At 61.4% G+C, this 24,124-nt stretch carries 23 protein-coding genes and 2 pseudogenes; 13 read left to right on the plus strand and 12 right to left on the minus strand.

All coding sequences use genetic code 11. The features are described 5' to 3' along the window. Together galE and FJW04_RS23600 are read right to left on the minus strand one after the other, a co-directional pair. A complete protein-coding gene (gene galE / locus FJW04_RS23595) occupies positions 1 to 984 on the minus strand; it encodes a UDP-glucose 4-epimerase GalE (protein ID WP_140717030.1) in 984 nt (327 codons plus the stop codon). Beyond that, entirely contained in the window at positions 981 to 1,955 is a 975-nt protein-coding gene (locus FJW04_RS23600) for a UDP-glucuronic acid decarboxylase family protein (RefSeq protein WP_140717032.1), read from the minus strand. The genes galE and FJW04_RS23600 overlap by 4 nt, the downstream gene beginning before the upstream one ends. 290 nt (positions 1,956 to 2,245) lie before the next feature. On the opposite strand from FJW04_RS23600, the gene FJW04_RS23605 reads away from it, so the two are divergent. From FJW04_RS23605 to FJW04_RS23635, 6 genes and pseudogenes are all read left to right on the plus strand, one after another. Next, positions 2,246 to 2,491, plus strand: a complete 246-nt coding sequence (locus FJW04_RS23605) for a hypothetical protein (protein WP_140663761.1) — start codon at positions 2,246 to 2,248, stop codon at positions 2,489 to 2,491. A 253-nt stretch (positions 2,492 to 2,744) separates the two neighbouring features. Continuing rightward, positions 2,745 to 2,909 carry a hypothetical protein gene (locus FJW04_RS30475; protein ID WP_224720459.1) on the plus strand — a complete coding sequence of 55 codons (165 nt, stop codon included), beginning with the start codon at positions 2,745 to 2,747 and terminating at the stop codon, positions 2,907 to 2,909. Positions 2,910 to 3,718: 809 nt separating this feature from the next. Next, positions 3,719 to 4,078 carry a hypothetical protein gene (locus FJW04_RS23615; protein ID WP_246673979.1) on the plus strand — a complete coding sequence of 120 codons (360 nt, stop codon included), beginning with the start codon at positions 3,719 to 3,721 and terminating at the stop codon, positions 4,076 to 4,078. Positions 4,079 to 4,509: 431 nt separating this feature from the next. Beyond that, on the plus strand, positions 4,510 to 6,399 hold the full coding sequence (ligD, locus tag FJW04_RS23625) for a DNA ligase D (protein ID WP_281405553.1): 1,890 nt from the start codon (positions 4,510 to 4,512) through the stop codon (positions 6,397 to 6,399). A 65-nt stretch (positions 6,400 to 6,464) separates the two neighbouring features. Then, positions 6,465 to 6,911 (plus strand): annotated as a pseudogene (locus FJW04_RS23630) (AGE family epimerase/isomerase); the annotation flags it as partial. 206 nt (positions 6,912 to 7,117) lie between these two features. Further along, positions 7,118 to 8,041, plus strand: coding sequence for a nucleotidyltransferase and HEPN domain-containing protein (locus FJW04_RS23635; protein ID WP_140663767.1), 924 nt, complete (start codon positions 7,118 to 7,120; stop codon positions 8,039 to 8,041). 57 nt (positions 8,042 to 8,098) lie between these two features. Here the strand turns inward: FJW04_RS23635 and FJW04_RS23640 are convergent, their stop codons facing one another. The 5 genes from FJW04_RS23640 to FJW04_RS23660 form a co-directional block, all read right to left on the minus strand. Beyond that, a complete protein-coding gene (locus FJW04_RS23640) occupies positions 8,099 to 8,863 on the minus strand; it encodes an AAA family ATPase (RefSeq protein WP_140663769.1) in 765 nt (254 codons plus the stop codon). Then, entirely contained in the window at positions 8,860 to 9,696 is an 837-nt protein-coding gene (locus FJW04_RS23645) for a Mu transposase C-terminal domain-containing protein (protein WP_140717036.1), read from the minus strand. The genes FJW04_RS23640 and FJW04_RS23645 overlap by 4 nt, the downstream gene beginning before the upstream one ends. Before the next feature lie 32 nt (positions 9,697 to 9,728). Further along, positions 9,729 to 10,145, minus strand: coding sequence for a hypothetical protein (locus FJW04_RS23650; protein WP_140717038.1), 417 nt, complete (start codon positions 10,143 to 10,145; stop codon positions 9,729 to 9,731). 206 nt (positions 10,146 to 10,351) lie between these two features. Continuing rightward, positions 10,352 to 10,645 (minus strand): hypothetical protein, encoded by a 294-nt coding sequence (locus FJW04_RS23655; RefSeq protein ID WP_140717040.1) that lies wholly within the window; start codon positions 10,643 to 10,645, stop codon positions 10,352 to 10,354. A gap of 601 nt (positions 10,646 to 11,246) precedes the next feature. Then, positions 11,247 to 12,170, minus strand: a complete 924-nt coding sequence (locus FJW04_RS23660; RefSeq protein WP_140717042.1) for an SMP-30/gluconolactonase/LRE family protein — start codon at positions 12,168 to 12,170, stop codon at positions 11,247 to 11,249. Positions 12,171 to 12,302: 132 nt separating this feature from the next. Between FJW04_RS23660 and FJW04_RS23665 the strand changes: the two genes are divergently transcribed. The 3 genes from FJW04_RS23665 to FJW04_RS23675 are packed head-to-tail and all read left to right on the plus strand — an operon-like array spanning position 12,303 to position 15,985. Continuing rightward, entirely contained in the window at positions 12,303 to 13,796 is a 1,494-nt protein-coding gene (locus FJW04_RS23665; RefSeq protein WP_140717044.1) for a sugar ABC transporter ATP-binding protein, read from the plus strand. 9 nt (positions 13,797 to 13,805) lie between these two features. After that, positions 13,806 to 14,864 carry an ABC transporter permease gene (locus FJW04_RS23670; protein ID WP_140717046.1) on the plus strand — a complete coding sequence of 353 codons (1,059 nt, stop codon included), beginning with the start codon at positions 13,806 to 13,808 and terminating at the stop codon, positions 14,862 to 14,864. A gap of 23 nt (positions 14,865 to 14,887) precedes the next feature. Beyond that, complete coding sequence (locus FJW04_RS23675) at positions 14,888 to 15,985, plus strand: substrate-binding domain-containing protein (RefSeq protein WP_140717048.1); 1,098 nt, start codon at positions 14,888 to 14,890, stop codon at positions 15,983 to 15,985. 81 nt (positions 15,986 to 16,066) lie between these two features. Here the strand turns inward: FJW04_RS23675 and FJW04_RS23680 are convergent, their stop codons facing one another. The 3 genes from FJW04_RS23680 to FJW04_RS23690 all read right to left on the minus strand — a co-directional run bounded on the left by FJW04_RS23680 (position 16,067) and on the right by FJW04_RS23690 (position 19,189). Beyond that, on the minus strand, positions 16,067 to 17,059 hold the full coding sequence (locus FJW04_RS23680; protein WP_140717050.1) for a LacI family DNA-binding transcriptional regulator: 993 nt from the start codon (positions 17,057 to 17,059) through the stop codon (positions 16,067 to 16,069). A 74-nt stretch (positions 17,060 to 17,133) separates the two neighbouring features. Then, entirely contained in the window at positions 17,134 to 18,168 is a 1,035-nt protein-coding gene (locus FJW04_RS23685; protein WP_140717052.1) for an L-idonate 5-dehydrogenase, read from the minus strand. A gap of 73 nt (positions 18,169 to 18,241) precedes the next feature. Beyond that, entirely contained in the window at positions 18,242 to 19,189 is a 948-nt protein-coding gene (locus FJW04_RS23690) for a 2-hydroxyacid dehydrogenase (RefSeq protein WP_140717054.1), read from the minus strand. Positions 19,190 to 19,267: 78 nt separating this feature from the next. Here FJW04_RS23690 and FJW04_RS23695 point away from each other — a divergent pair, with 78 nt between their 5' ends. From FJW04_RS23695 to FJW04_RS23710, 4 genes are read left to right on the plus strand one after another with little or no spacing between them, the layout of a single operon-like run. Continuing rightward, positions 19,268 to 20,023, plus strand: a complete 756-nt coding sequence (locus FJW04_RS23695; RefSeq protein ID WP_140717056.1) for an SDR family oxidoreductase — start codon at positions 19,268 to 19,270, stop codon at positions 20,021 to 20,023. Positions 20,024 to 20,036: 13 nt separating this feature from the next. Then, positions 20,037 to 20,528: a gluconokinase gene (locus tag FJW04_RS23700; protein WP_246673983.1), complete on the plus strand. Its 492-nt coding sequence runs from the start codon at positions 20,037 to 20,039 to the stop codon at positions 20,526 to 20,528. Next, on the plus strand, positions 20,525 to 21,412 hold the full coding sequence (locus tag FJW04_RS23705) for an NAD(P)-dependent oxidoreductase (protein ID WP_140717060.1): 888 nt from the start codon (positions 20,525 to 20,527) through the stop codon (positions 21,410 to 21,412). The genes FJW04_RS23700 and FJW04_RS23705 overlap by 4 nt, the downstream gene beginning before the upstream one ends. Further along, the gene (locus tag FJW04_RS23710) at positions 21,409 to 21,750 is read left to right on the plus strand and encodes a hypothetical protein (protein WP_140663793.1); all 342 of its coding nucleotides are present in this window, start codon (positions 21,409 to 21,411) and stop codon (positions 21,748 to 21,750) included. Before FJW04_RS23705 ends, FJW04_RS23710 begins: the two co-directional genes overlap by 4 nt. A gap of 6 nt (positions 21,751 to 21,756) precedes the next feature. Here FJW04_RS23710 and FJW04_RS23715 read toward each other — a convergent pair. After that, positions 21,757 to 21,900, minus strand: a pseudogene (locus tag FJW04_RS23715) (transposase); the annotation flags it as partial. A gap of 773 nt (positions 21,901 to 22,673) precedes the next feature. Then, positions 22,674 to 23,798, minus strand: coding sequence for a TIR domain-containing protein (locus FJW04_RS23720; RefSeq protein WP_140717062.1), 1,125 nt, complete (start codon positions 23,796 to 23,798; stop codon positions 22,674 to 22,676). Between the last annotated feature and the right edge of the window lie 326 nt (positions 23,799 to 24,124).

Here is a 24,124-nt window from a genome sequence, read left to right on the forward strand (position 1 = left end):
CTATATTTTTTCCAATCGGCTGCGATACCAAGCCAGTGCTGTCTCGACGATCCTGTCGATGCCCGATTGTTCGGGCACCCAACCGAGTTCCCGCTCGGCCTTGCCCGCCGCGGCAACAAGCGCTGGCGGGTCGCCTGGCCTGCGCGGCCCGTAAGCCACCGGAAGCGGTATCCCCGAAGTCCGTCTGACGGCGTCGACCAGTTCGGCCACCGTTGTACCGGCTCCGGTTCCGAGGTTGTAGACGTGGACGCCCTTGTCCCGGAGAAGCTTCTCCCCTGCCAGGACGTGGGCGCGCGCGAGATCGACGACGTGGACGTAGTCCCGCACGGCGGTTCCGTCGCGGGTATCGAAATCGGCTCCGTTGATGACGAAGGTGCGGCCTGGCCTCACTGCCGCCTCTATGGCCAGCGGGATGACATGTGTTTCCGGTTCATGCTTTTCGCCGATTTCGCCGTCGGGGTCGCATCCGGCCGCATTGAAATACCGAAGCACGACCGCATTGAGGCCACGAGCAAGCGAGATATCCTCGACCATTCTCTCTATGATGAATTTGGACCAGCCGTAGGGATTGATGGGCGACTGCCGATGCGTTTCGTCTATCGGAGACCGCGTCGGAATCCCGTAAGTCGCGCAGGTGCTCGAAAAGATCAGCTTGTCCAGGCCGGCCTTCAGCATTTCCTCGAGCAGGACCAACGTGCCGAAACTGTTGTTTCGGTAGTAAAGCTCCGGCCGCTCGACTGACTCGCCAACGTAAGCGTAGGCAGCGAAATGCGCCACGGCGTCCGGCCGATACTGGTCCAGGGCGGCCCCCACAGCCGCCGCGTCGGAAATATCGCCTTCGATCAACGGTCCCCATTTCACCGCGTCGCGCCAGCCGCGCGAAAGGTTGTCAAAGGCAACAACCGACCATCCGGATTCGGCGAATGCCTTGCAGCAGTGCGACCCGATATAGCCGGCCCCGCCAGTGACCAGGACCGTCTTCATTCGGCTGCGGCGGGCCGAATGTGCCCAGATGAAACCACGTCCTCGAAATACGCAATGGTCTTGGCAAGGCCAGCACGCAATGCAGTTCTTGGCTTCCATTTGAGTTCGCGGGAAGCATATCGGATATCGGGCTGCCGCTGCTTTGGATCGTCGACGGGTAGCGGCGAAAATCTGATCTTCGATCGGCTTCCGGTAAGTTCGATCACCAGATTTGCGAGCTCGAGCATCGTGAATTCCGCCGGGTTGCCGAGATTGACAGGACCGGTGATGTCGTCGGCAGTCTGCATAAGACGTACCAGACCGTCGATGAGGTCCTCGACGTAGCAGAATGAACGCGTCTGCTGGCCAGTGCCATAGACCGTTATCGGCTTGTTTTGCAGCGCCTGCACGATGAAATTGGAAACGACCCGGCCGTCGTCGGGACGCATCCTTGGACCGTAGGTATTGAACATACGGGCTACCTTGATCTTCAGCTTGTGCTGTCGCCAATAGTCGAAAAACAGAGTCTCGGCACATCGCTTGCCTTCGTCATAGCAGGAACGAGGGCCAATCGGGTTCACTCTGCCCCAATAGTCTTCCAATTGCGGATGAACTTCAGGGTCGCCGTAGACTTCGGAGGTGGACGCCTGCAGAATCTGTGCGCGAACCCGCTTGGCCAGTCCGAGCATATTGATCGCGCCATGAACGCTGGTCTTCGTCGTCTGGACGGGGTCGGACTGATAGTGGACGGGGCTCGCCGGACAGGCGAGATTGTATATTTCGTCAACTTCTACGTAGAGTGGAAACGTCACGTCATGACGAATAATCTCGAACGATCGGTCATCGAGGAGATGAGAGACGTTTCTGCGGCTTCCTGTGAAGAAGTTATCTGCGCAAACTACCTGATGGCCCTCAGCAAGGAGCCGCTCGCACAAAAATGAGCCCAGGAAACCTGCGCCGCCTGTCACCAGGATTTGTTTCGCCTGCTGCATTTTCAGGGTCTCCGGCTAATCTTAGACAGGACTAATATATTAAACTGACGCAGGGCCATATGCCACCGGCCTGCTTTCAATTTACGTTACGGGCAAGACATTGTTCTCGATGGACCAGGGGCTGCGATTATCGCTCAAAGGCGGCTGGAGCGTCCTATTTGCACGCCAGGGTAGCCCTTCTGCAATCAAAAGCTGGACATCGGGCTTTCCCCTTGGTGGGGCGCCTGCTATTTCGAACGCGTTCACAGAAAGTGCCACGCGTTCGGACAGCTGATTAGCGGATCAAGGTGATGAAGAGCGACACCCTCTCCTACCCCCCACGTGGCCTGTCGCGGGATGAAGCTGCCCGCTACGTCGGCGTAGGCGTAACAAAGTTCGACCAGATGGTCTTGGACGGGCGGATGCCAAAGCCAAAGAAAATCGACACTCGTGTGATCTGGGATCGCCTTAAACTGGAGGCTGCGTTCGCGGATCTGCCCGGCGACGATGACGACAATATCGTCGACTTTCTCTTGAAAGGGAATCATCGAGGGTAATAGCCTGGTTCTGCCATGGAACAGCGTCTTAAAGACGAATACCCAGGTGTGTCCTCCTATAAGGATCGTCATGGGAAGACGCGCTGGCGCTACCGCGCCAATGGGCGCCTGGTGCCGCTGCCTGCCCCGAACGAGAGAGGTTTCAAGGAAGCCTATCGGGCTGCTGTCGAGGGTCGCAAGATACGAAAAGCGCCGGTTGTCACAACGCCGGGTGCTTGCCTTGCCAGGGACGTTCGGAGCAGCCGAAAGGAGATTGAAGGCATCGGTGAAGTGGCTCGCTCATGATGACAGCACGAGATTCAAGAACAGCCGCCTGATCGAGGAATTTCTGGCGTTGCGGGTGGTCCCGGACCATCCGCTGACATGGCGCGACGTGCCCGTTAAGAACTTGCGGCGCGGCCACGTGAAGAGCTTCTAGGGCACTTCATCGCGACACCACGCAAGGCCAAGCTCCTGCTGGTCGCGATACGTAAGCGCGTCAATGTCGCGATGAGACTGGACTGGATTGAAATCGATCCTACCGCGGCAGTCGAGTGGCGTCCTGCCTACACGGGCTGGAAGGCTTGGCCTAATGAAGCAATGCAGAAGTATGAGCAGCGCTGGCCGCTGGGTACGGCTGCGCGCACCTGTCACGGGCTGGCGCTCTGGCTAGGCAATAGCGCTGGTTCTGTACCGAGGCCGAGGCGAAGGCCGCCGGATGGTGACGAGCAAGGCGATGACGAAGGAGGGCAAAAAAACCTAGCGTCTGGGATAGGCAGCGGTTCGCAACACCACAGCCCTGTTGAATGGCTGGATCGATGAGCTGCGAATCACTGCGGCGCGCTAGCGCCGCGCCGGGGGTCGCCGTAACAGCATGAAATCATAGTTGATCCTTGCGCGGCTCGATTCGGCCGCGTTAACGATGTTTGTTCGGGTTTGTTTAAATCGCAGCGCAGATTGTCATCGCATGTGGAAGATCAACCCGATTTGCGCCGCTCTTCTGCTGACGCCTCTCGCTTTCGCTGTCGCGTTGTTCGTGCTCGCCACGATCTCAGACCGGACGCATCCCCCTCAGCCTGATCCCAGGTTCACGTCGTCTATTCGATAGGGGAGGATGCACGCTGTCGCGCGTCTCGTGGCCATACTGTGATTCTAAGATGACTGCGGTATGCGGATGTTCAGCCGTGGCCATTGCCAATTTTAGCGGACCGCGCACTAGTCGCCAGCATGGTGGCTGGACACGTTGAAATGGTCCTGTTTGAGCAATCGATCGCCGATAGCGATGGCTTACAGCGACCGTTTTCCGACAGGGTGGCCGATGCTGCGGATAAAACGGCGGGATCTGTCTTGTTCGACGTCCGCATCGATGGGGACGCCAACATTCAGCGGATGGCCGCAATAGGGTACGGTGAAGCGGATGCGGCGATAGTCGTGCTCGAGAAGGGTGGCCGCCTCAGATGCGCGTCAGTAAATGGTGACGCTTCTCATTTCGTCGCCGAACTGGCTGCTTGGGAATCGTATCCGTTGAGCGAGCATGTGCGCGCTGAGTACCGCGGAACCGCAATGATCCTGCTGGCGAAGCTGCGCAGTTCCGGACACTTCAAATAATCAGGGATTCACCGAGTTGCCGCCCACGAGGCTGCGTAGCCCCGACACCTATATCCCAGACCTTCACATCAACAACATCAACGTCACGACGCGAGAAGGTGAAACGCCGAATTCTTGCCCGGCTCAGGATCGCAAGCCATCCCAGAGCGTTACAAGTGGAACGTCGTGACGGCGCGCCTGTGGAACAGGGGAGACGATAATAGCAGACAACAAATTCGAAGCGCGGCGCCGCAGACCGTCGGCAGGTCTCCGGCGGTGAAGGCTGCGAGGGCGATTATTTCGCGCGCAAGTATCAGGAGAGCAGGCCGAAGACCTGATTACGCGGTCGGCAACTATCGCGACATGCTCAACGACGGCGCGGAGAAACGAAGATATAGCTGGGTGTTGGAAATGATGCATTGCACAGTTCGGTCTGAACAGGGTCAACTCAAGTGAGCAAGTCAGCTTTGCGTCGGCCCTCAGTCAAAGGATCTTCATCTCCCCTTGCGGAGCCGGCGTCCGACGGCGCAGCCAAACTCGCGCCGCCCGCATTCCGGCCGGTCCAGCTCGCAAAACTGGTGGACACGGTTCCTCCCGGCGACCGCTGGATCCACGAAATGAAATATGATGGCTACCGTATTCTTGTCGCTGTGGGCGGCGGCGAGGCGCGCGCCTATACGCGCTCCGGTCTGGACTGGTCGGACCGCTTTCCCTCGATCCTCTCCGAGGCACGCACACTTAACGTTCGCTCCGCCCTCATCGACGGAGAGGCCGTCGTCATCGACACCGAGGGACGATCCAGTTTTCAGGCGCTGCAGAACGCGTTGAAGGCTGCTCCCGCGAGCATCGATTTTTATGCCTTCGACCTGCTCCAACTCGACGGGGAAGACCTGACGAGGCTGCCGCTGCTGGAGCGTAAGGAGAAACTGGAGACAATCCTCCCGAAGAGCCCCATCCTTCGCTACTCCGATCATATCCAGGGCCGGGGGGAAGAATTGCTGAACCGCTTCTGCGGCGCCGGCCTCGAGGGGGTTATCTCGAAGCTGGCGGATTCGGACTATGTTGGCGCCCGCGATGGAAGCTGGCTGAAGATCAAGTGCATCAAACGTCAGGAATTCGTGCTCGTCGGCTGGACCCCGTCAGACAAGGATCGCGCGTTTCGATCGCTGATCCTTGGGGTCCATGATGGCGGAAAGCTGCGCTATGCCGGCAAGGTCGGGACCGGTTTCGATACTTCCGAGATGGTCCGGCTGATGAAGACCATGGCGCCACTCGAGCAGAAGGCCGCCACGGTCGAAGCGCCGCGCGCGGAGGTTCGCGGCGCGCACTGGCTGCGTCCCATGCTTGTCGCCGAGATCGCCTTCACCGAGATGACCAACGAAGGAACACTGCGTCATCCAAGCTATCTCGGCCTGCGCGAGGACAAGAAACCGGAAGCGGTCGTGCTCGAGACGGAACACCGCACAGCGACACTGCCGCCGCCGGCAATCGCGATTAGCAATCGCGACCGCGTGATCTACCCTGAATCCAACATCACCAAGGGTCAGCTTGCCGATCATTACCGCGACGTCGCCGCGATCATGCTTCCCTGGGCCGGCAGCAGGCCGATTAGCCTTGTCCGCTGCCCGCAGGGCCGTGCAAAGAAATGTTTTTTTCAAAAGCACGACGCGGGGAGCTTCGGCGACAAGGTCCATCACGTCGGGATCACCGGAAAGGATGGTCACGAGGAGCCCTATCTTTATGTCGACGACGCCGAGGGGCTTGTGACCTGTGTCCAGATGGGAACGATAGAGTTCCATGGATGGGGAGCGCGCATCGAAGACGTCGAGAAGGCCGACCGCCTTGTCTTTGACCTGGACCCTGACGAGGGATTGGATTTCGAGGCGGTTCGCGCTGCCGCATTCCAGTTCCGGGATATACTGAAATCTCTTGGGTTGACCACCTTCCCGATGCTGACGGGCGGCAAGGGCGTGCATGTAATCGCGCCGCTCACGCCGCGAGCTGAATGGCCTGAGGTGAAAGCCTTCGCCTTAGTGCTTGCACAGGCGGTCGCGCAGAGCGACCCTGCCCACTTCACGGCCGTGTTGTCGAAGGCCAAACGGAAGGGACGGATCTTCGTCGACTATCTGCGCAACCAGCGCGGCGCAACGGCGATCATGCCTTATAGCGCCCGGTCGCGGCCAGGCGCCCCGGTCGCGGCACCAGTCACCTGGGCGGAGATGAAGACAATCGATGCGCCCTCCCGTTTCCATGTCGGCGATGTACCCGAGTTGAAGAAGCGCGCCGCATCGAAGGCCCTCGCGGGATGGGGCCGAGCCGATCAGTTCCTGCCGGATCTATGAAGCCCTGAAGATCGCCACCTATAACGTCAACGTTCGCCTGTTGGTGCTGCTGCAGTGGGGGTGCTGGCCGGCAAGAACAGGACTGGATGTCGGAGGCTGCGGAGACGCTGTTCCGGCGCTCAGTGGAATTGCGATGGGATAAAGCCAGGGGCGGCTTCTTCTCCACGCTAGACTGGGCCGACAAGCCGGCATTCCGTTTCAAGCACTGGTGGCCGATCGCCGAGGCCGCGGGCGCGGCCTCCTTCCTGGTCGAGCACCGCCCGAGCGCCTTCCATGAAGAATGATACCGGCGCATCTGGAACACCATCGCCGAGGCCTGTATAGACCGCGAAAATGGCGGATGGTTCGAGGAGCTGGATGAGGGATTGCAGCCGGCGCATCCGCTGTTTGTCCGCGAGACCGACTTGTACCACGCACTGCAGGCTTGCCTGATACCGATCTATCCGGCGCAAGGGAGATTAACAAAGGTAATCAGCAAACGGTACGACGCTCTCTCAACCAGGATTTCTTAGCGGTCCCGCAACTCACCGAGCCGGCTGTTGCCCGAATCAGGAACTTGCAGACCTGTACTCTCTCGTGATGTCGCGTTTCCTCTAGAATAGTATGTTTATATTTTTGTAACAACTTTTACGTTGCTTGACGCGGCCGCAAGAGGCTATTTAGACAACGAAGGCTTGGCCTTGACTATTCATGCCATATGGGTGGTAGATCATTGTTCATGAAATCCAGCATCGACCACCTTCCTCCCCCGAAGCAGCGTGAGCTCAAAAAGGCAGTCGAGCTACTGCTTGGGGAGTTCGATGACGCTGTGAGAGGAGGAACCGCCGATTTCAAGAAGCGCGGGCGCATTTTGAAGATCATACTCTTTGGATCCTATGCCCGCGGCGGTTGGGTCGACGAGCCGCATACCAAGAAGGGCTACCGTTCCGATTTCGATCTGCTGGTGGTGGTCAACAATCGAAAGCTGACGGACTTCGCCACCTATTGGCAGCCTGCAGCCGACCGTTTGATGCGTGAGATCAATACGCCCGTCAGCTTCATCGTCCACTCGCGCCGGGAGGTGAACACGGCACTAAGAGAGGGGCGATATTTTTTCGTAGATATTCGTCGTGACGGGATCGTCCTGTATGAGCTCGACGAAGAGCCCCTCACGAACCCCGTCGCTTCGGGACCCGCGGAGGCCTTCCGACTGGCAGAGGACTACTACACGGAACGACTCCCGCAAGCTAGGACGTTCGCCGAGGGGGCGGAATTCTTCGCCGCCAGAGGAAGGCTTAAGGAGAGCGCGTTTCTCCTTCATCAATCGATCGAGCAAGCGTACGCGGCATTGTTGCTAGTGCTGACGAACTACAGCCCTGCCTCTCACAACTTGAAATTTCTTCGGAGCCTCGCCGAGGATCAGGTCCAGGAACTTGCCGAAGCATGGCCTCGTGACCAACAGCGCTTCGTCGCGTGGTTCAACGTTCTGAATGAGGCTTATGTGAAAGCGCGGTACTCGCGACATTTCGAGATCACGAATGAGGCACTCCAATGGCTCGCAGAGCGCGTCTCGGATCTTATCGATCGGATTGAATCTATATGCCGATCCCGACTTGAAAATTTGAAAAAAGAGGCGAGCAGTGCAATTCAGCGAGCTGGTTGAGGGCACGGCAGTCTCAATTCCAGTGTGATGTCCGGAATTATCTGTCGTCGTCCGGAATTAAGTGGGGCCGCTGACGTCGTGTGCGAAGTCTTTTCGGCGCTCGTGTAGAAGCTTGAGCGCGTCGCTGCCGCACGAAGTGACACGGAGCGTGGTCTCGATCCGGGAAAGACGAATGCTGCCAACGCCGTTGGTAACGGCAGCGCAGTTCTGGAGTAGGTGGCAAAGCGCGCGAAGGGAGGTGTTTTCACCGTAGGTGGCGATTGCCTCGTAGCCGTCGGCCCCCTCAACGTTGTATTCGACGCCGATCCTTATGCAGTCCTCCCGCGTCGGCTGCCCGATCTCGAAACGCATGCCGATACGGCTTTCTATCTGATCCATTGCGTGGATATCGCGCCTCGTGCCCGCTAATCGATGAGTGTTGCCGGCGAGCAGTAAAGGGAAGCCGCAGCGCTCCTGAAGATGCAGCAGCTCCCGCAAAACAGTGGGTGTGAAGTTCTGATATTCGTCCACGAGCAACGGACGCGTCGGGCCGTATCGGGAGCCCAAAAAGTTCATGCAATCCTTCGCAAGATCGTATGTGTGCTTGCTGTCCTTTTGGACGCCGTAGGCGTCGTGCAGCATCAGGAACATCGGCCTGATAGCCTTGGTATGCTGCGCAACCTCACAATAGGCAGCTCCGCTTTCGGCGGCCATCGAGTTGAGCGCTACAGTCTTTCCGAGTCCCGCTTTGCCGACCGCAAGCACCGGATATCGCATCTTGACTGCCGTATCGAATGCGGCCCGCACGGTGAGCACAGCCCGGGTTTCAACGAATATCGTCATCCGACGATCCTCTTCACCAAATCCATCTGAGCGGCTATGCGCTCGTCCTGTTCGCGTCGGCGCTCTTCGGAGAGCAAGGGCTTCTTCGGCATCACGATCCGCGCCAGCCGCCGAGACGGGTCGAATGATAATTTGCCCGCCGGCTCGTTGGGGGTTACTTCAGGTTGATCCTGACCAAGCGCTATCAGCCGAGCTGCAACGTCGATTTTCGGGACCGAGCGAGCCATCTCCACGATCGCGCTGCGATGCGCCCTCGCCCGTGCTGCCGTGCATTGGGCGCCCCGATGATCAAGCGGATGAAGTGCAACATCGGGGGTGGCGATCCCGAGCCTGTTGCCCTTCATGTCCAGCACAAGCAGCTCGGCCGGCGCATGATAGACCGGCTCGCAGACCAGAACCTTATCGTGCGTATACTGCCACAGCTCTTCGCAGGACCACCGACGCCCACGGATCTGAAACGCGCCTTGAATCACAGTGCGCTCAACACGGCGCGCTACAGACGCGCGGACCTCATCCCGGCACATGGTTATCGCTGACCAACCTTTAGCAACGTGCTGTTGAAAAATGGCGTTGGGCGAAAGCCCCTTCAGGCCGCTCTGCTTTCCCGTGGGCACGCTGTGATAGGCCTTTAGGAGACCGAAGAACGCCGGAACGAAATCTTCGAAGGTGCCATACGGCGCAACCGTCCGGCCGATCGCCTCCTGGCGCTTATTCATACGGTTGCCGGAAATCCAGCCCGGCACTGAGCTTAGATAGCGAGACTCGAAGTCTCCGAACCAGCGTTCGATTGGCTTTGCCGGGGCGTTGTAAGGCAAGGCGTTGACAACCCTCACCGTGCGAGCCGGCCCATGAAATCCGGGCACCGTCAGTGTCGCGGCGGCGTCCAGGTATACGTCGCGAACCCATATTCCTTGCCGTTATCGATGTAGAGGGCTTCAGGCAGGCCGAAGGCAGGATGCTCCACCATGGCCGCGAAGACTTCGATCACGTCACGATTGTTGACGCCGCCGCGCTTGTTAAATGCGATCAGATCACACCAGACGCGCCCGGTCGCCCAATCGAGAAACGCAATCAACTTCGCTGTACAAATCGAGCCCTCAGCCCGCGTCAGGTGGATGTCGATCGGGTGCACGTCTCCGACGACCAATTCCATCGGGCGCATGCCTTCGATGGAGCGCCGGCCGCGCGGGCGGCTGTCCTCGTAGGCTTTGCGGTTCGTTCGGAACTGGTGGACTTCCGGTAATGCAGCTCTTGCGAAACGAGCGTCCACGGGATCGAACAAGCTTGCTCGAAACTCGCAAAATCGCTGGTGCGGAACCCCCATGACCGGGGTGGTCTCTACCAGGAAGTTACGGGCTAATAGCTTGACGTGTCCCCAAGCTGCGCCGGCTGCCAAAAGCCCTCGGATTTCCTGTTTTAGGTCCTCTGCAATTTTGGCCTTTGTGCTAGGGTCGAAGGGTACCAAAGCATCCCACTGCCGACTGATGACTACGCGTTTCTTGCCTTTATCGGCTCGGCCGTGCCGGCCTCGGCATGCAATCGGCTTCGGACCTTTTCGAACGTCGTTTCAATGGGCTTCAACCGGAGTTGCAACTCGGGTGGGAGTGAAGCCAAATTGACGAGATAATGCTTGCCCGCGTTGCCACCCTTACCCTGAACAACGCGCACCTCCAGGGCGTGCCCTCGCCAGTCGCCACGCTGACAGGCCTTCCAAACTGCCTGCCGCGAGATTCCTGCCGACTTGGCGAGCAGGTTGAGTGGGACGAACTCTTTCTTCGACATCGTGCGCTAGTCCCTAGCGGCGGAACGGAAACCACCGGGTAGCAACTGGAGTTATCTCTGTCGTGACAGCCAAACCTTGGATCTCCACGCAGCCTCAGGAGGCCGTATGTCAGCCATTGGCCGCAGTTCGTTTCGCGAGGGTATGGAAGAGTGACCGGTGGGGAGAGCTGGGCCTGGCCGATAGGGGTGCGGCGTTGGTTTACCAATCCTGGGGTCTTGGGTTGACCAATCCGCTGCCAACCGTAAGCGGGTTTACCAACAACGGCGGCCAGGTTCGATGCAAATCCAACCCCTTGATGCCAGTCCAGAATTAAATGTCATTGAGGCCATTGGTAAACCTGATCTTAGGATCAGAAACTCCTACCTCGGCCTGAAAATGCTCTTGTTTTCAATCACATAGGCCACACACACGCAAGCCATAATTCCGGACTGGTAAACCCCACGAAATGCCAAATAATTCCGGACATCACACCATGTCACATATTTGTGCGATTCTCGAGCACAAATGAGGAACATAGCCTCCGCCATTGAGCGACTGGGACTATCGGCCAACGTCAGAAGGGAAGCGCATTTGAACCTTGAGCCAGGATCCTCTTCGTCCTCATGCTCGTGCTGCCGCATTGGCGACCACAAAGACTGCGTAGAGTGACTGGCGCGCGGTGATGAACAGGCGGTTGCGCTTGGCGCCGCCGAAGGTCAGGTTCGCCACCGTCTCTGGGATGCGGATCTTGCCGATCAGCGTGCCGTCGGGATCGAGGCAGTGGATGCCGTCGCCAGCGCCCGCCCAGATGCGGCCCGCTGTGTCCACGCGGAACCCGTCGAACAGGCCGGCCGTGCAAGTTGCGAAAACGCCGAGTTCCCCGAGCGTCGCACCTTCGACGGCGAACTTGCGGATGTGCCGCGGCCCGTCCTTCTGGTGCGTGATGCCGGTGTCGCCGACATAGAGGATGGCCTCGTCCGGCGAGAAGGCGAGACCGTTTGGCTTGGCCATCGTCGAGACGACCCGCGCCACCTCGCCCGTTAGGGGGTCGGCGCGGTAGACGTGGCAGCCCTCGATCTCCTGCTCGGAGCGGTCGCCCTCATAGTCGGTCGCGATGCCATAGGGCGGATCGGAAAACCACACAGTGCCGTCCGAGCGCACCACCACGTCGTTTGGCGAGTTCAGCCGCTTGCCTTCGAAACGGTCGGCGATCACCGTGATCGATCCGTCATGCTCGGTGCGGGTGACGCGTCGCGCGCGATGCTCGCAGGTGACCAGCCGCCCTTCCGTGTCGACTGTGTTGCCGTTGGCGTTGCTGGAGGGCGCACGAAACACTGAGACCACGCCGTTGGTATCGTCGTATCGCATGATGCGGTCGTTCGGGATGTCCGAGAAAACCAGATACCGCCCGGCCGCGAACCATGCCGGACCCTCCAGCCATCGTCCACCCGTCCACAGCCGCTCGACCGCCACATGGCCGACGAAGCAGCTCTCGAACCGCTCGTCGAGAACCTCGAAGCCAGTGCCCTCTATGTCTCCGAACATGCCTCATCCTCCATGAACCGTGGTCATCGATAGCCTTCGCGGCGAGCCATTTTCAAGACTTGACCTGCAAAAATGTTAGCGATAACATCAGTCGCAGTTCAGATCCGTTTGTTTGGCTTGGGAGGGCCATGGATGCGGCCCAAGCTCATAGAATTCATCGACATCTCCAAGCGCTTCGGGGGCACCCTGGCGTTGAAGTCGGTCTCGCTCGACATCCACGAGGGTGAGATCGTTGCGCTGCTCGGCGAGAACGGCGCCGGCAAATCGACTCTCATCAAGACGCTGGCCGGCATCTACAAGCGCGACCAGGGAACAATCCGTTTTCGCGGCGAGGACTACCACCACCGCCCGCCACGCCCAAACCAGCCGCAGAAGGTCGCCTTCATCCATCAGGATCTCGGCCTAATCGAATGGATGACGGTGGCCGAGAATGTCGGCATGGCGCAGGGCTTCTCGCGCCGCTCGGGTCTGATCGACTGGCGCGACACCGAGCGTCGTGCCGAGAGCGCCCTAGCCCTGGTCGGCTGCGCCTTCGATCCGGCGACGCGCGTCCAGGATCTTTCGCGCACCGAGAAATCCCTGGTTGCCATCGCCCGCGCGCTCGCTACCGAAGCCGACGTGCTGGTACTCGACGAGCCGACGGCAAGCTTGCCCGCGGATGAGGTCGAACGCCTGTTCCAGGCACTGCGACCGTTACGCAAGCGCGGCGTCGGCATGATCTATGTCTCGCACCGCCTGGATGAAGTGTTCCGCATCGCCGATCGGGTCGCCGTGATGCGAGACGGCCGCATGGTGGCGGTCAAGCCGGTCGCCGAGACGACGCCGCAGGAACTGGTCGATCTCATCGTTGGCCGCCCGGCGCACCAGATGTTCGCCAAGTCGCGCTGGCAGGACGGACCCGAGCGGCTGAAGGTCGAGGATTTGCGCTGCGGCAATGTCGGACCGGTCCAGTTCGAGGCGCGGTCTGGCGAACTTCTGGGACTAGTCGGCCTGCGCGGCGCCGGACAGGAAATCGTCGGGCGCGCGCTATTCGGCGCCGAGCCTTTCGACGGCACTGTATTACTCGACGGCAAACGCCTCGACCTGTCCTCGGTCGGTGCGGCCCTTGCCGCCGGTGTCGGCTTGATTGCGCGCGACCGCACCGAGGAGTCGGTAGCGCTGTCGCTGTCCGTGCGCGAAAACATGTATCTCAACCCGTCCGCCGTCGGCCGCGGGCTTTTCTCCTTCATGATGCCGGCGCGGGAAAGCGAACTGACGCAGGAGCTCGGTACTCGGCTCGGGCTGCGGCCGAACGACCCGCACCTGCCGATCGAGGCGCTTTCCGGCGGCAATCAGCAGAAGGTGGTCGTCGGCCGCTGGCTGGCGACGGGTCGCAAGCTGCTGATCGCCGAGGATCCGACGGCGGGTGTCGATGTCGGCGCCAAGGCCGAAATCTATCGGCTGATCGCTGCAGCTGTCGAAGCCGGGCTGGCGGTCGTCGTCGTTTCCACCGATTTCGAGGAAGTAGCGCATATCTGCCATCGCGCGCTCGTCTTCTCGCACAACCGCATCGTGCGCGAACTGGCCGGCGATGCCTTGACGACTGCGGCGCTCATCCATGCCGCCTCCGTGTCCGAAGCCGCCTGAGGAGTATCCATGAACTCGATCAAATCGACGGCGCTGGAGCCGACCCGCTCGGAACTCTCCGGGCTCAGCTTTGGCCAGAAGGCGGCGCGCTACCTGCCGGTCTACGGCCTGCCGATCCTGACGCTGCTGCTCATCCTGCTGTTCTCGCTGCTCCTGCCGCGCACCTTCCCGACGCTGCTGAATTTGCGTTCCATCGTCTCCGACAAGGCAATCATCGCCTTGCTGTCGCTGGCGGCGATGATCCCCATGGCCTCGGGCCGCATCGACCTGACGGTCGGCTACGGCATCGTGCTCTGGCATATCCTGGCCATCAGCCTGCAGACCGCCTTCGGCATCCCCTGGCCGATCGCGGTGCTGATTGTCCTGCTGCTCGGCGTCGTCACCGGCTTCATTAACGGCCTGCTGGTCGAGGTGGCACGCATCGATTCCTTCATCGCCACGCTCGGCACCGGCACCGTGCTGTATGCACTCGCCATGTGGTACACGGGCGGCCGGCAGGTCGTCGGCGTGCTTCCCGAAGGCTTTCTCGCCCTCAACGGGACGATGCTGTTCGGCCTGCCGATCACTGGCTACTACGTGATCGTCCTGGCGCTGGTGATGTGGCTTGTGCTCGAATACATGCCGATCGGCCGCTACCTCTACGCCATCGGTGCCAATCCCAAGGCTGCAGCGCTCAACGGCATACCGGTGCAGAAATTCGTCATGGGCGCCTTCGTCGCTTCCGGCGCGCTGACGGCGCTTGGCGGCGTGCTGCTCGCCTCCAAGCTCCGCATCGGCCAGGCCAGCGTCGGCCTTGAATATCTATTGCCGGCGCTGGTCGGCGCCTTCCTGGGATCGACCACCATCAAACCCGGCCGCGTCAATGTCTGGGGCACGATCATCGGCGTCGTCATCCTCGCCGCCGGCATTTCCGGCATCCAGCAGTTCGGCGGCTCGTTCTGGGTCGAGCCGCTGTTCAACGGCGTCACCCTGCTCGTCGCAATCGGCATTGCCGGCTACGCGCAGCGCCGTCGCGGCGCGGTCGTGCCGGCTCCACCCAGCCACCAGCCAACCAACAAAGACAAATGACAATGCTTAATGGGAGAAGCAACATGCATCGCAGAACAGTCCTTCAGCTCGGCGTCGCCTGCCTAGCGCTTGGCATTGCCTCGAACGCCCTGGCTGACCCGATGGCCGACGCCAAGGCAGTGGTCGACAAATATGCCAGCAAGGTCGACAAATGGGATGGCCCGACGACCGGACCGAAGGGCGCGGCAGGCAAGACGATCGTGGTGCTTGGCGCCGACATGAAGAACGGCGGCATCCTTGGCGTCACCAAGGGCGTCGAGGAAGCAGCGGCAGCCCTCGGCTGGACGGTCAAGACACTTGACGGCGCCGGCTCCATCGGCGGCCGCACCGCGGCCTTCGGCCAAGCGCTGGCGCTCAATCCCGACGGCATTATTATCAACGGGTTCGATGCCGTCGAGCAGAAGCCGGCGCTGGAGCAGGCCAAGGCGGCCAAGATTCCGATGGCGGCATGGCATGCGGCGCCGACGGTCGGTCCGATCGACGATCTCGGCATCATCGCCAACGTCTCGACCGATCCGATGGAAGTGTCGAAGGCTGCCGCCGACTGGGCTTTTGTCGACGCCAAGGGCAAGCCCGGCGTCATAATCTTCACCGACTCGACCTACCAGATCGCCATCGCCAAGGCCGACCGCATGAAGAAGGAAATCGAGGATCTCGGCGGCAAAGTGCTCGAATATGTCGACACGCCAATCGCCGAGACCTCGCAACGCATGCCGCAGCTCACCACCTCGCTGCTGCAGAAATACGGCGACCAGTGGACTCACTCATTGGCGATCAACGACCTCTATTTCGACTTCATGGGACCGTCACTGGCGGCGGCCGGAAAGTCCGGCACCGACGCGCCGATCAACGTGGCGGCGGGCGACGGTTCCGAATCGGCTTACCAGCGCATCCGCTCCGGCCAGTTCCAGAAGGTGACGGTTGCCGAACCCCTGAACCTGCAAGGTTGGCAGCTCGTTGATGAGCTCAACCGCGCCATTGCCGGCGAGAAATGGTCTGGCTACATCTCGCCGCTGCATGTTGTGACGTCGGACAATGTCGAATTCGACGGCGGGCCGGATAACCGGTTCGATCCGGGCAACGGCTACCGCGACCAGTACAAGAAGATCTGGGGCAAATAGGCGCCGACGAGTACCTCTGCCAACGGGCAGGACGGTCAACGGCCGGCGGGCAACCCGCCGGCCGTTCTGTTTTGCCCAGTCTCAGCCCGTATGACGCGCGATCACCTTCGGCGTCATGCCGACGACCACCCGGTCGTCAGGCGCCCGGCGCCCGTTGAGCAGGTCGAGCACGAGTTCGGCGACACGGATGCCGATCTCATGCGCCTCGACATCGATCGTGGTGATCGAAGGCACCGACTGTTCGGCGAGGTCGTAGGCGCCGAAACCGGCAATCGCGACGTCGTCGGGAACGCGGATGCCGCGCCTCACGCATTCCATCAGCGCGCCGAAGGCCGAAAGATCCGACACGCACATCACGGCTTGCGTGTCCGGCCAGCGCGAGATCATCTCGACCATGGCGGTGGCACCCTCGCGCATCGAGATCGGCGGCACGCCGGAGGCGATAACGCGCGAGGCGTCGAGGCCGCGGTCCTGCAGCGCCGCGACGAAGCCGCGCCGGCGGTCGAGGCCGCGCGTGTCGCGCGACGTGTCGCCGCCAATGAAGCCGAGCCTCGAGTAGCCGCGCTGAATGAAATGATCGACCATCAGCCGTCCGGCCGCGGCGTTGGAGAAGCCGACGACGTGACCGATCGGATCATCCGGCAGGTCCCAGGTCTCCACCACCGGCACGCCGGCATTCTCCAGCATCTTGCGGCAGCGCGGCGTGTGCCGGCTGCCGGTGACGATGATTGCTTCCGGCCGCCGCCTGAGCAGTTGGCCGACCAGGCGCTCCTCCTCCTCGACATTGTAGTCGGTGAAGCCAAGCAGGATCTCCAGCCCGCTGTCACGCAGGCCCTCGGTCATGCCGCGCACCGTGTCGGCGAAGTTGGCGTTGTTGATCGAAGGGATCGTCACCGCGACGAAACCGGAGCGGCGCGACGATAGGTTGGCGGCGATACTGTCGAAGACATAGCCGAGCTCTTCCGCCGCCTGCAGGATGCGGTCGCGCGTGTCGGTGCTCACCGACGCGTCGCTCTTGAAGGCGCGCGACACCGTCATCGTAGAGACGTTGGCGCGATGCGCGACGTCGGCCATGGTTGGGCGTTTGGACGGAGGCTGCATCGCCGTACGTTATCGATATCACTGCGGAATGCAACGCGCCGCGATGCTTATGAGAAGGCGATCTGAACCTTCATCGCCCGGCTGCGGTCATTGGCAAGTTCGAAGCCGGACAAGGCCTCGTCGCAGGCCACGGTGTGGGTGATCAGCGGCTTGACGTCGATCAGTCCCTTGCGCATCAGCTCGACCCCGACGGCGAATTCGGGGTGGAAGCGGAACGAGCCGTTGATCCTCAGTTCCTTGGCGGTGACTGCCGACATCGGCAGCGCCATCTCGGCACCACCGAGGCCGAGCTGGACGATCGTACCGCGAGGGCGCAGCGCCGCGATGCCCTGCGCCAGTGCCGCCGCGGCACCCGAGCATTCATAGAGAATGTCGAACGTCCCCTTATCGGCGAGATAGGGCGCCAGCCCTTCCGGATCGGTCTTTGTGTTGATGATCTTGTCGGCGCCGGCGCGCATTGCCATCGCCAGGGTGAAGTCGGTGATGTCGACGGCAACGATTTCGGCCGCGCCGGCGCGTCGCGCGCTGAGGATCGACAAGAGGCCGATGGGTCCGCAGCCGGTCACCAGCACGCGCTTGCCGAGTATTTCGCCGGCCCGGCGTGTGGCGTGGAGACAAACCGCCAGCGGTTCGGCCATCGCCGCCTCGCCAGCGCTCAATCCGTCGGCCGGCACGCATTGCAGCGCGTCCGCCACAAGCATTTCGCGGAACGCACCCTGGATGTGCGGAAATGGCATGGCGCTGCCGTAGAAGCGCATGTTGAGGCACTGGTTGTGCATCCCTTCGCGGCAGTAGCGGCAGCCGTAGCAGGGCCGCGACGGCGAGACCGCGACCAGCTGGCCAGGCCGCAGCCCGTCGACGCCGGGCCCGAGCTTTTCGATGACGCCGGAGACCTCATGGCCGAGAATCATCGGCTCTTTCAGGCGCACGGTTCCGAAGCCGCCATGATTGTAGTAGTGCAGGTCGCTGCCGCATATGCCGCCGGCGGCGAGACGCAACAGCACCTGCCCTTGGCCCGGCGCCTCGACCGGACGGTCCTCGATGCGCAGGTCCTTCGCGGCGTGGATGACGATCGACTTCATGGTCAGTGAACTCCTCGGGAAATTCCAGGAAAAATGTGCAGCGGTTTTCCATCCGAATCCGCGCAGGACGAGCCTAAAGCACCGGCGTGAGCAGCGGCTGGCCGGCGAAATGGGCGGCAAGATTGTCGCGCACCAGTTTGCCCATGGCCTTGCGCGTTTCGATGGTGCCCGACGCATGGTGCGGCTGCAGCAACACATTGTCGAGCGTCAGGAAGCGCGGATTGAGCTTCGGCTCCCCCTCGAACACATCGAGCGCGGCGGTGCCGAGCACCTTTGCCTCGAGCGCGTCGAGCAGCGCATATTCGTCAATGTTGGATGCACGCGAGATGTTGATCAGCATGCCGTCCTCGCCGAGTGCCGCAAGCACATCCTTGTTGACGATGTGGCGCGTCGCGGCCGACGCGGCAAGCGTCACGAACAGGAAGTCCGAACGCCTCGCCAGCTCGACCGGATCGGCGACGAACGTCCAATCCGGGGCGAAATCCTTCTGCGCGACGTCGCTGTAGGCGATGTCCATGTCGAAGCCGGCGAGACGCTTGGCTACCTCGTAGCCGATGCGCCCAAGACCGAGAACGCCGGCCCGCCGGCCCCAGACGCGGCGCTTGAGCGGGTAGAGCCCCTTCGCCGCCCAGCTGCCGTCGCGCACCCACCGTTCGGCGCCGATCATGCCGCGCGACAGGCACAGCATCATGGCGATGCCGAGATCGGCGACGTCGTTGGTCAGCACGTCCGGCGTGTTGGTGACGCGCACGCCTCGCTCCCGGCATGCCGCGAGATCGACCGCATCGAAACCGACGCCGTAGACGGAAACAACCTCAAGCGAAGGGCACGCCTCGATCATGGCGCGGTTCGCGCCGAGCTCGCCACGTGTGGCTATGCCGCGCACTTGCGACCCGATCCCGGCGAGGAAAGCCTGCTTGTCGGCGGCCGCGAAATAGCGGTGCACCGTGAAGGCTTCGTTGAGCGGCTCCTCGTCCCATGCGGGATAGGGTCCAACCTGAAGGATATGGGGCCGCTGCATCGGTTTTTGCTCCACTTGGCTTGACAGATGATGTTATCGATAACATAAGACGCTCAGCGACGAGAGGCAATCGGAAAAATGTCATCCAATCTGTTCTATCTCGGCGGGCGCACCGCGCTCGTGACCGGCTCCTCGCAGGGCATCGGATTTGCTTTGGCCAAAGGGCTGGCCGAGGCCGGCGCCAGAGTGGTGCTCAACGGCCGTGACGAGGCGAAGCTCACGGTTGCGGCTGGGCAGATTCCAGGCGCTGCGACGCTCGCCTTCGACGCCACCGACCACGACGCCGTCAGGGCCGCAATCGACGCCTTCGAGCAAGCCAGCGAGCCGATCGACGTTCTCGTCAACAATGCCGGCATGCAGTTCCGCACGCCGCTGGAGGATTTTCCCGCCGATGCGTTCGAACGCCTGCTGCAGACCAATGTCGCCAGCGTCTTCCATGTCGGCCAGGCGGTGGCCCGGCACATGATCAAACGTGGCCGCGGCAAGATCATCAACATCGCCAGCGTGCAGACCGCGCTCGCCCGGCCGGGCATCGCGCCCTACACGGCGACCAAGGGCGCCGTCGGCAATTTGACCAAGGGCATGGCGACCGACTGGGCCAGGCACGGCCTGCAATGCAATGCGATCGCGCCCGGCTATTTTGACACGCCGCTCAATGCGGCCCTCGTCGCCGACCCGGCCTTCAGCGCCTGGCTCGAAAAGCGCACGCCAGCCGGCCGCTGGGGCAAGGTCGAGGAACTGGTCGGCGCCTGCGTCTTCCTGGCCTCCGACGCATCATCCTTTGTCAACGGACACATTCTCTATGTCGATGGCGGCATCACAGCTTCGATCTGACCGGCCGCCGCACATGGTGGTCATGGGCGTCACCGGTTCGGGCAAGACGACGATCGGCGAGGCGCTCGCCCGCGCAATCGCGGCGACATTCGTGGACGGGGACAAGCTACACCCTGAGGCCAACATCGCCAAGATGAGCGCCGGCATTCCGCTGGACGATGCCGACCGGTGGCCATGGCTGTCCAAGGTCGGCGAAACGCTGCGGCTAGGGCCCTCGCCGGTCATCGTCGGCTGCTCGGCGCTGAAGCGCGCCTATCGCGATTTCATCGCCGAGCAGGCGGGCGCGCCGGTGCTGTTCATCCATCTCGACGGCTCGCGCGAGCTGATCTCGAAGCGCATGCATGAGCGCACCGGCCACTTCATGCCGGCCAGCCTGCTCGACAGCCAGTTCGCGACACTGGAAGTGCCGGGCAAGGACGAGAATGCGATCGCCGTGCCGATCGACGCGCCGCTCGACGAGATTGTTGCGGACATAACAGCGAAATTCGGGGAGCGACCATCATGACCAACGCAGTCGCCTTGATCGGCGCCGGCGCCATGGGCGGGGCAATCGGCGAACGCCTGCTCGCCACCGGCAACCGCCTTTTCGTGTTCGATCTCGACAAGGCCAAGGTTGAGGTGCTGCTCACCAAAGGCGCGACCGCCATGGCGAGCGCGGCCGAGGCCGCCGGCGCGTCCGACTACGTGATCCTTAGCCTTAATTCGGCGGCGATCGTGCGCCGCGCCGTGTTCGGCGATGCCGGCGTGGCGGCTGGGGCAAAGCCCGGCACGCTGATCATCGACATGTCGTCCATCGACCCCGACGCGACGCGCCAACTCGCCGCTGACGTCAGCGAGAAGGGTTTACGCTGGGTCGACAGTCCGCTGTCTGGCGGCGCGCCCAGGGCGCTGACCGGAGAATTGACGCTGATGGCCGGCGGCGAAGCCGAGGACGTGGCCGACGCCTACAAGGTGCTGCGCCACGTCGCCACCAATTACACGCATATGGGCCCGGCCGGAGCGGGGCAGACGACCAAGCTGATCAATCAGGTGCTGTGCGCGCTGAACTTCATGGCCGTCGCCGAAGCGACCAAGCTGGCGCTCGACGCCGGCGTCGACGCGCTCAAGATCCCGCAGGCGCTGAAAGGCGGCCGCGCCGACAGCGCCATCCTGCAGGAATACCTGCCGCGCTTCGCCACCCGCGACTACCGGCGAACCGGCCGCATCGACAACATGGTGAAGGACCTCAACGCCGCCCAGGACCTGGCGCGGCGCACGCACACCGCAATGCCGCTGACGGCCGTCTGCGCCGAGGTGCACCGGCTATTGACGGCCGCAGGGCTGGGCGGCGAGGACCAGGCGGCACTGATGGAATTTTTCCAACGCAAGGATGAGGAACCGAGCAGATGATCACGCGCTATGCGTTCTTTGAAGGCAAAGTGAAGGAAGGTCAGATCGAAGCGTTCCGCAAGGACGTGATTGAGACGGTTCTGCCGAAGTGGAAGGCTTTCCCGGGCGCGCTCGACGTTCGAGTCAGCTTCGCGGAAAAACGCGACGATGGTGCGCCTGAATTTCCGATGATCCTGGCGATCAACTACCCAGATATGGCGGCCGTCGACGCGGCTTTGGCCAGCCCCGCACGCGCTGAATCGCGTGCAGCGACAGAGGCAGTGTTGTCCAGGTACTTCGAGGGTCGCATTCACCACCACGTCACCATCGCCAACGAGTTTTCATTGGCCGGAGATTGACGAATCTCAGGACATGTATCTGGCCCACTGCACTTCCCATTCATCGTTCTGCTCGAGCAGGATTGTGCCGACGAGGCGCACGATCGCATCGTCGTTCGGGAAGATTCCGACGACCTCGGTGCGCCGCTTGATCTCGCCGTTGAGACGCTGTGGCGTCCGGAATTATCTGTCGCAGTCCGGAATTTAGTCAGGGCGTCGCTGTCGCGCGCAAGTGCCTACGCTGAGATTCTGACGTCATCTGTCTCAAGGGGTTGTGGGGGAAGTACAGAGCTGTATCTTGGCCGATAAGGCTGCTGCTTTAGTTTACCAATCCTGGGGTTTGGGTTGACCAATTGGTTGCCGACCGCAAGCGGGTTTACCAATAAGGACGGTTATATTCTATGCGAATCCAATCACTTAATGCCAATCCAGAATCAACTGTCATTGGGGCCATTGGTAAACTCGATGTTAGGTCGGAACCCCCCTACCCTCAGCCAGAAAAACTCTTCTTTTCAATCACATAGTTCACCCGCCGCCGACCCATAATTCCGGACTGGTAAACCCCGTGAAATGCCAAATAATTCCGGACATCACACCAGATTGCCCTTTATGCGACTTTCGAAGCACAAAAGGCGAACATTGCAAGGGCGAGGTCTACCCCATTCCGTCAGTTCGGTGATCATAGCAACCGGAGCGAGGGTCCCTACGGCTTCGCCTCCCGTGCGCCCACCGCTCCGCATCGATTTCGCTTGTCCCTGCCGAGTTTCTTCGGAACTCGGGTGAGGTCGGAAGCTAAATGGCAGCTTGCCGCCAAACCCGGCCAAGACCGGACAGTCAGTTCTCGGCCCCCTTTCAGCGCGTCTACGGCCAAAGCCCAAAGCGTTAGGGATGGAAGCCGGCCCGACCGCTCTTAGCAGGTGCGCCAGGCGTGCGTCGATGACGGCCTAGTGGGTATCGATCAGACCTTCGCGCTCAAGGACACGTCGAACGTCCTCAAACGAAGCTGTGATATTGCCTACGGGAAACCGCAGCTGGCCAAGGCCCTGGATGTTAGAAAACTCTTCGCATCCTTCCTCAAGCATCACAAGCGCCCGGGTGAAACCGAGTCGACCTTGAAACAGGCCGACCTCGTGAATGACATTCATGCGTGCCTGTAGCTTGCCATCCTTCATTTCATCCTCGGCGGTGAGGATGATGAAAGCGATCGCCGCGGAATCGAGCATCTCGGACAACCGGGCGATATTTGTAATGCCTGCCACGGGGACGCGATTGAACTCGTCGGCCGGCAAATGCAGCCGGTCCTGGACGAAGTCTTTGAGCGCGCGCCAAAGGAGACTGCGGCCGTGGCCAATGAACACATTGGTGCCCACCAGCGCGGATTTTCGCTTCCGCCCTTCCACCCGGAGAAGATGGGAACCGGCCTGCCGTGCAAGACCGGAGATCTTACGCGCGACGATGCCCGGTGCCCCGAGTAACGCCATGTTAAGCATGATGGCTTGGTGTGGCGCTAAGCGCATGCCCTGCGTCATCGCGCGCATGTCACGCGAGATGATTTGGCCCCGGGGCAGCATCGCCCGCGCGCCATCCTGCTCTGAAAGGACGCGCTCGTCTGCGATCTTTGATTTCACATCCTCGAGGAAACTGTCTGGACGGTCGCGCAACGCCTCGGAGAGCAAAGAGGCGATCGTTTGCTTCGCTTCATCGACCGCTTGCGCCACCGCACGAGATGCGACCTCCATCTTTTTCAGATCGGGATTGCCACCACGGCGTTTAATCTCTGCCACCACGTCGTCATAGCGATACTCTTCCCAGGTCCCGACCGAGCCATCCAACGGCCACGCGTCTGCTATCCCAGACTCGATGCTGAAATGTGCGCCGGCGGGAGGCCGTGCCAAACCCGCATAGTACACGACGGAATGGTAGCCGAGGTTGGACCCACTCCAGGCCTGCCCGACCTGCTCGCACACCGCGCCGATGCGTCGCAATCCTTGGGTGAGTTCGTCGACCTCAAGCCCATCTGCCAGGACCTTCAACCGATCCGCGATCTCAATCAGTTCCTGCCCTTCCATCGGCGACCCCATAGTTTCGGCGTGACCATGGCGTCAACGTCCGCAGACTCAGTGTGCTTACGCAAATAGGCCACCGGCATCACCCTCTCAACATCGACGTCATGAAAATAGCCTTTCCGCTGTGGACTGCGGCGATCGGCTTGCCACCGGATTCCGGGATGTGATTCAATACGGGTCGAAGGGCTTACGGCTCTGGCCTCGGCGCACGCCAAGGCAGCTTCGGGGCCGGAAGCGGACTGGCGGCTGCTGGACTTCAAAGGTCGGAAGGCTGCCATTGATCTTGGTCAATCAAGACAGTCGGTCTACAAGAAGCGCTTCCCGGCACG

Origin of the sequence: Mesorhizobium sp. B2-7-3, from assembly GCF_006440715.1 — a bacterium.
Classification (GTDB): Bacteria; Pseudomonadota; Alphaproteobacteria; order Rhizobiales; family Rhizobiaceae; genus Mesorhizobium; species Mesorhizobium australicum.

What these genes read in the sequence shown, in the direction of transcription:
- galE (WP_140717030.1), bottom strand. Translation starts at nt 984, where the DNA reads ATGAAGACGGTCCTGGTCACTGGCGGGGCCGGCTATATCGGGTCGCAC.
- FJW04_RS23600 (WP_140717032.1), bottom strand. Translation starts at nt 1,955, where the DNA reads ATGCAGCAGGCGAAACAAATCCTGGTGACAGGCGGCGCAGGTTTCCTG.
- FJW04_RS23605 (WP_140663761.1), top strand. Translation starts at nt 2,246, where the DNA reads ATGAAGAGCGACACCCTCTCCTACCCCCCACGTGGCCTGTCGCGGGAT.
- FJW04_RS23615 (WP_246673979.1), top strand. Translation starts at nt 3,719, where the DNA reads ATGGTCCTGTTTGAGCAATCGATCGCCGATAGCGATGGCTTACAGCGA.
- FJW04_RS23635 (WP_140663767.1), top strand. Translation starts at nt 7,118, where the DNA reads ATGAAATCCAGCATCGACCACCTTCCTCCCCCGAAGCAGCGTGAGCTC.
- FJW04_RS23640 (WP_140663769.1), bottom strand. Translation starts at nt 8,863, where the DNA reads ATGACGATATTCGTTGAAACCCGGGCTGTGCTCACCGTGCGGGCCGCA.
- FJW04_RS23655 (WP_140717040.1), bottom strand. Translation starts at nt 10,645, where the DNA reads ATGTCGAAGAAAGAGTTCGTCCCACTCAACCTGCTCGCCAAGTCGGCA.
- FJW04_RS23660 (WP_140717042.1), bottom strand. Translation starts at nt 12,170, where the DNA reads ATGTTCGGAGACATAGAGGGCACTGGCTTCGAGGTTCTCGACGAGCGG.
- FJW04_RS23665 (WP_140717044.1), top strand. Translation starts at nt 12,303, where the DNA reads ATGCGGCCCAAGCTCATAGAATTCATCGACATCTCCAAGCGCTTCGGG.
- FJW04_RS23670 (WP_140717046.1), top strand. Translation starts at nt 13,806, where the DNA reads ATGAACTCGATCAAATCGACGGCGCTGGAGCCGACCCGCTCGGAACTC.
- FJW04_RS23675 (WP_140717048.1), top strand. Translation starts at nt 14,888, where the DNA reads ATGCATCGCAGAACAGTCCTTCAGCTCGGCGTCGCCTGCCTAGCGCTT.
- FJW04_RS23680 (WP_140717050.1), bottom strand. Translation starts at nt 17,059, where the DNA reads ATGGCCGACGTCGCGCATCGCGCCAACGTCTCTACGATGACGGTGTCG.
- FJW04_RS23685 (WP_140717052.1), bottom strand. Translation starts at nt 18,168, where the DNA reads ATGAAGTCGATCGTCATCCACGCCGCGAAGGACCTGCGCATCGAGGAC.
- FJW04_RS23690 (WP_140717054.1), bottom strand. Translation starts at nt 19,189, where the DNA reads ATGCAGCGGCCCCATATCCTTCAGGTTGGACCCTATCCCGCATGGGAC.
- FJW04_RS23695 (WP_140717056.1), top strand. Translation starts at nt 19,268, where the DNA reads ATGTCATCCAATCTGTTCTATCTCGGCGGGCGCACCGCGCTCGTGACC.
- FJW04_RS23700 (WP_246673983.1), top strand. Translation starts at nt 20,037, where the DNA reads ATGGTGGTCATGGGCGTCACCGGTTCGGGCAAGACGACGATCGGCGAG.
- FJW04_RS23705 (WP_140717060.1), top strand. Translation starts at nt 20,525, where the DNA reads ATGACCAACGCAGTCGCCTTGATCGGCGCCGGCGCCATGGGCGGGGCA.
- FJW04_RS23710 (WP_140663793.1), top strand. Translation starts at nt 21,409, where the DNA reads ATGATCACGCGCTATGCGTTCTTTGAAGGCAAAGTGAAGGAAGGTCAG.
- FJW04_RS23720 (WP_140717062.1), bottom strand. Translation starts at nt 23,798, where the DNA reads ATGGAAGGGCAGGAACTGATTGAGATCGCGGATCGGTTGAAGGTCCTG.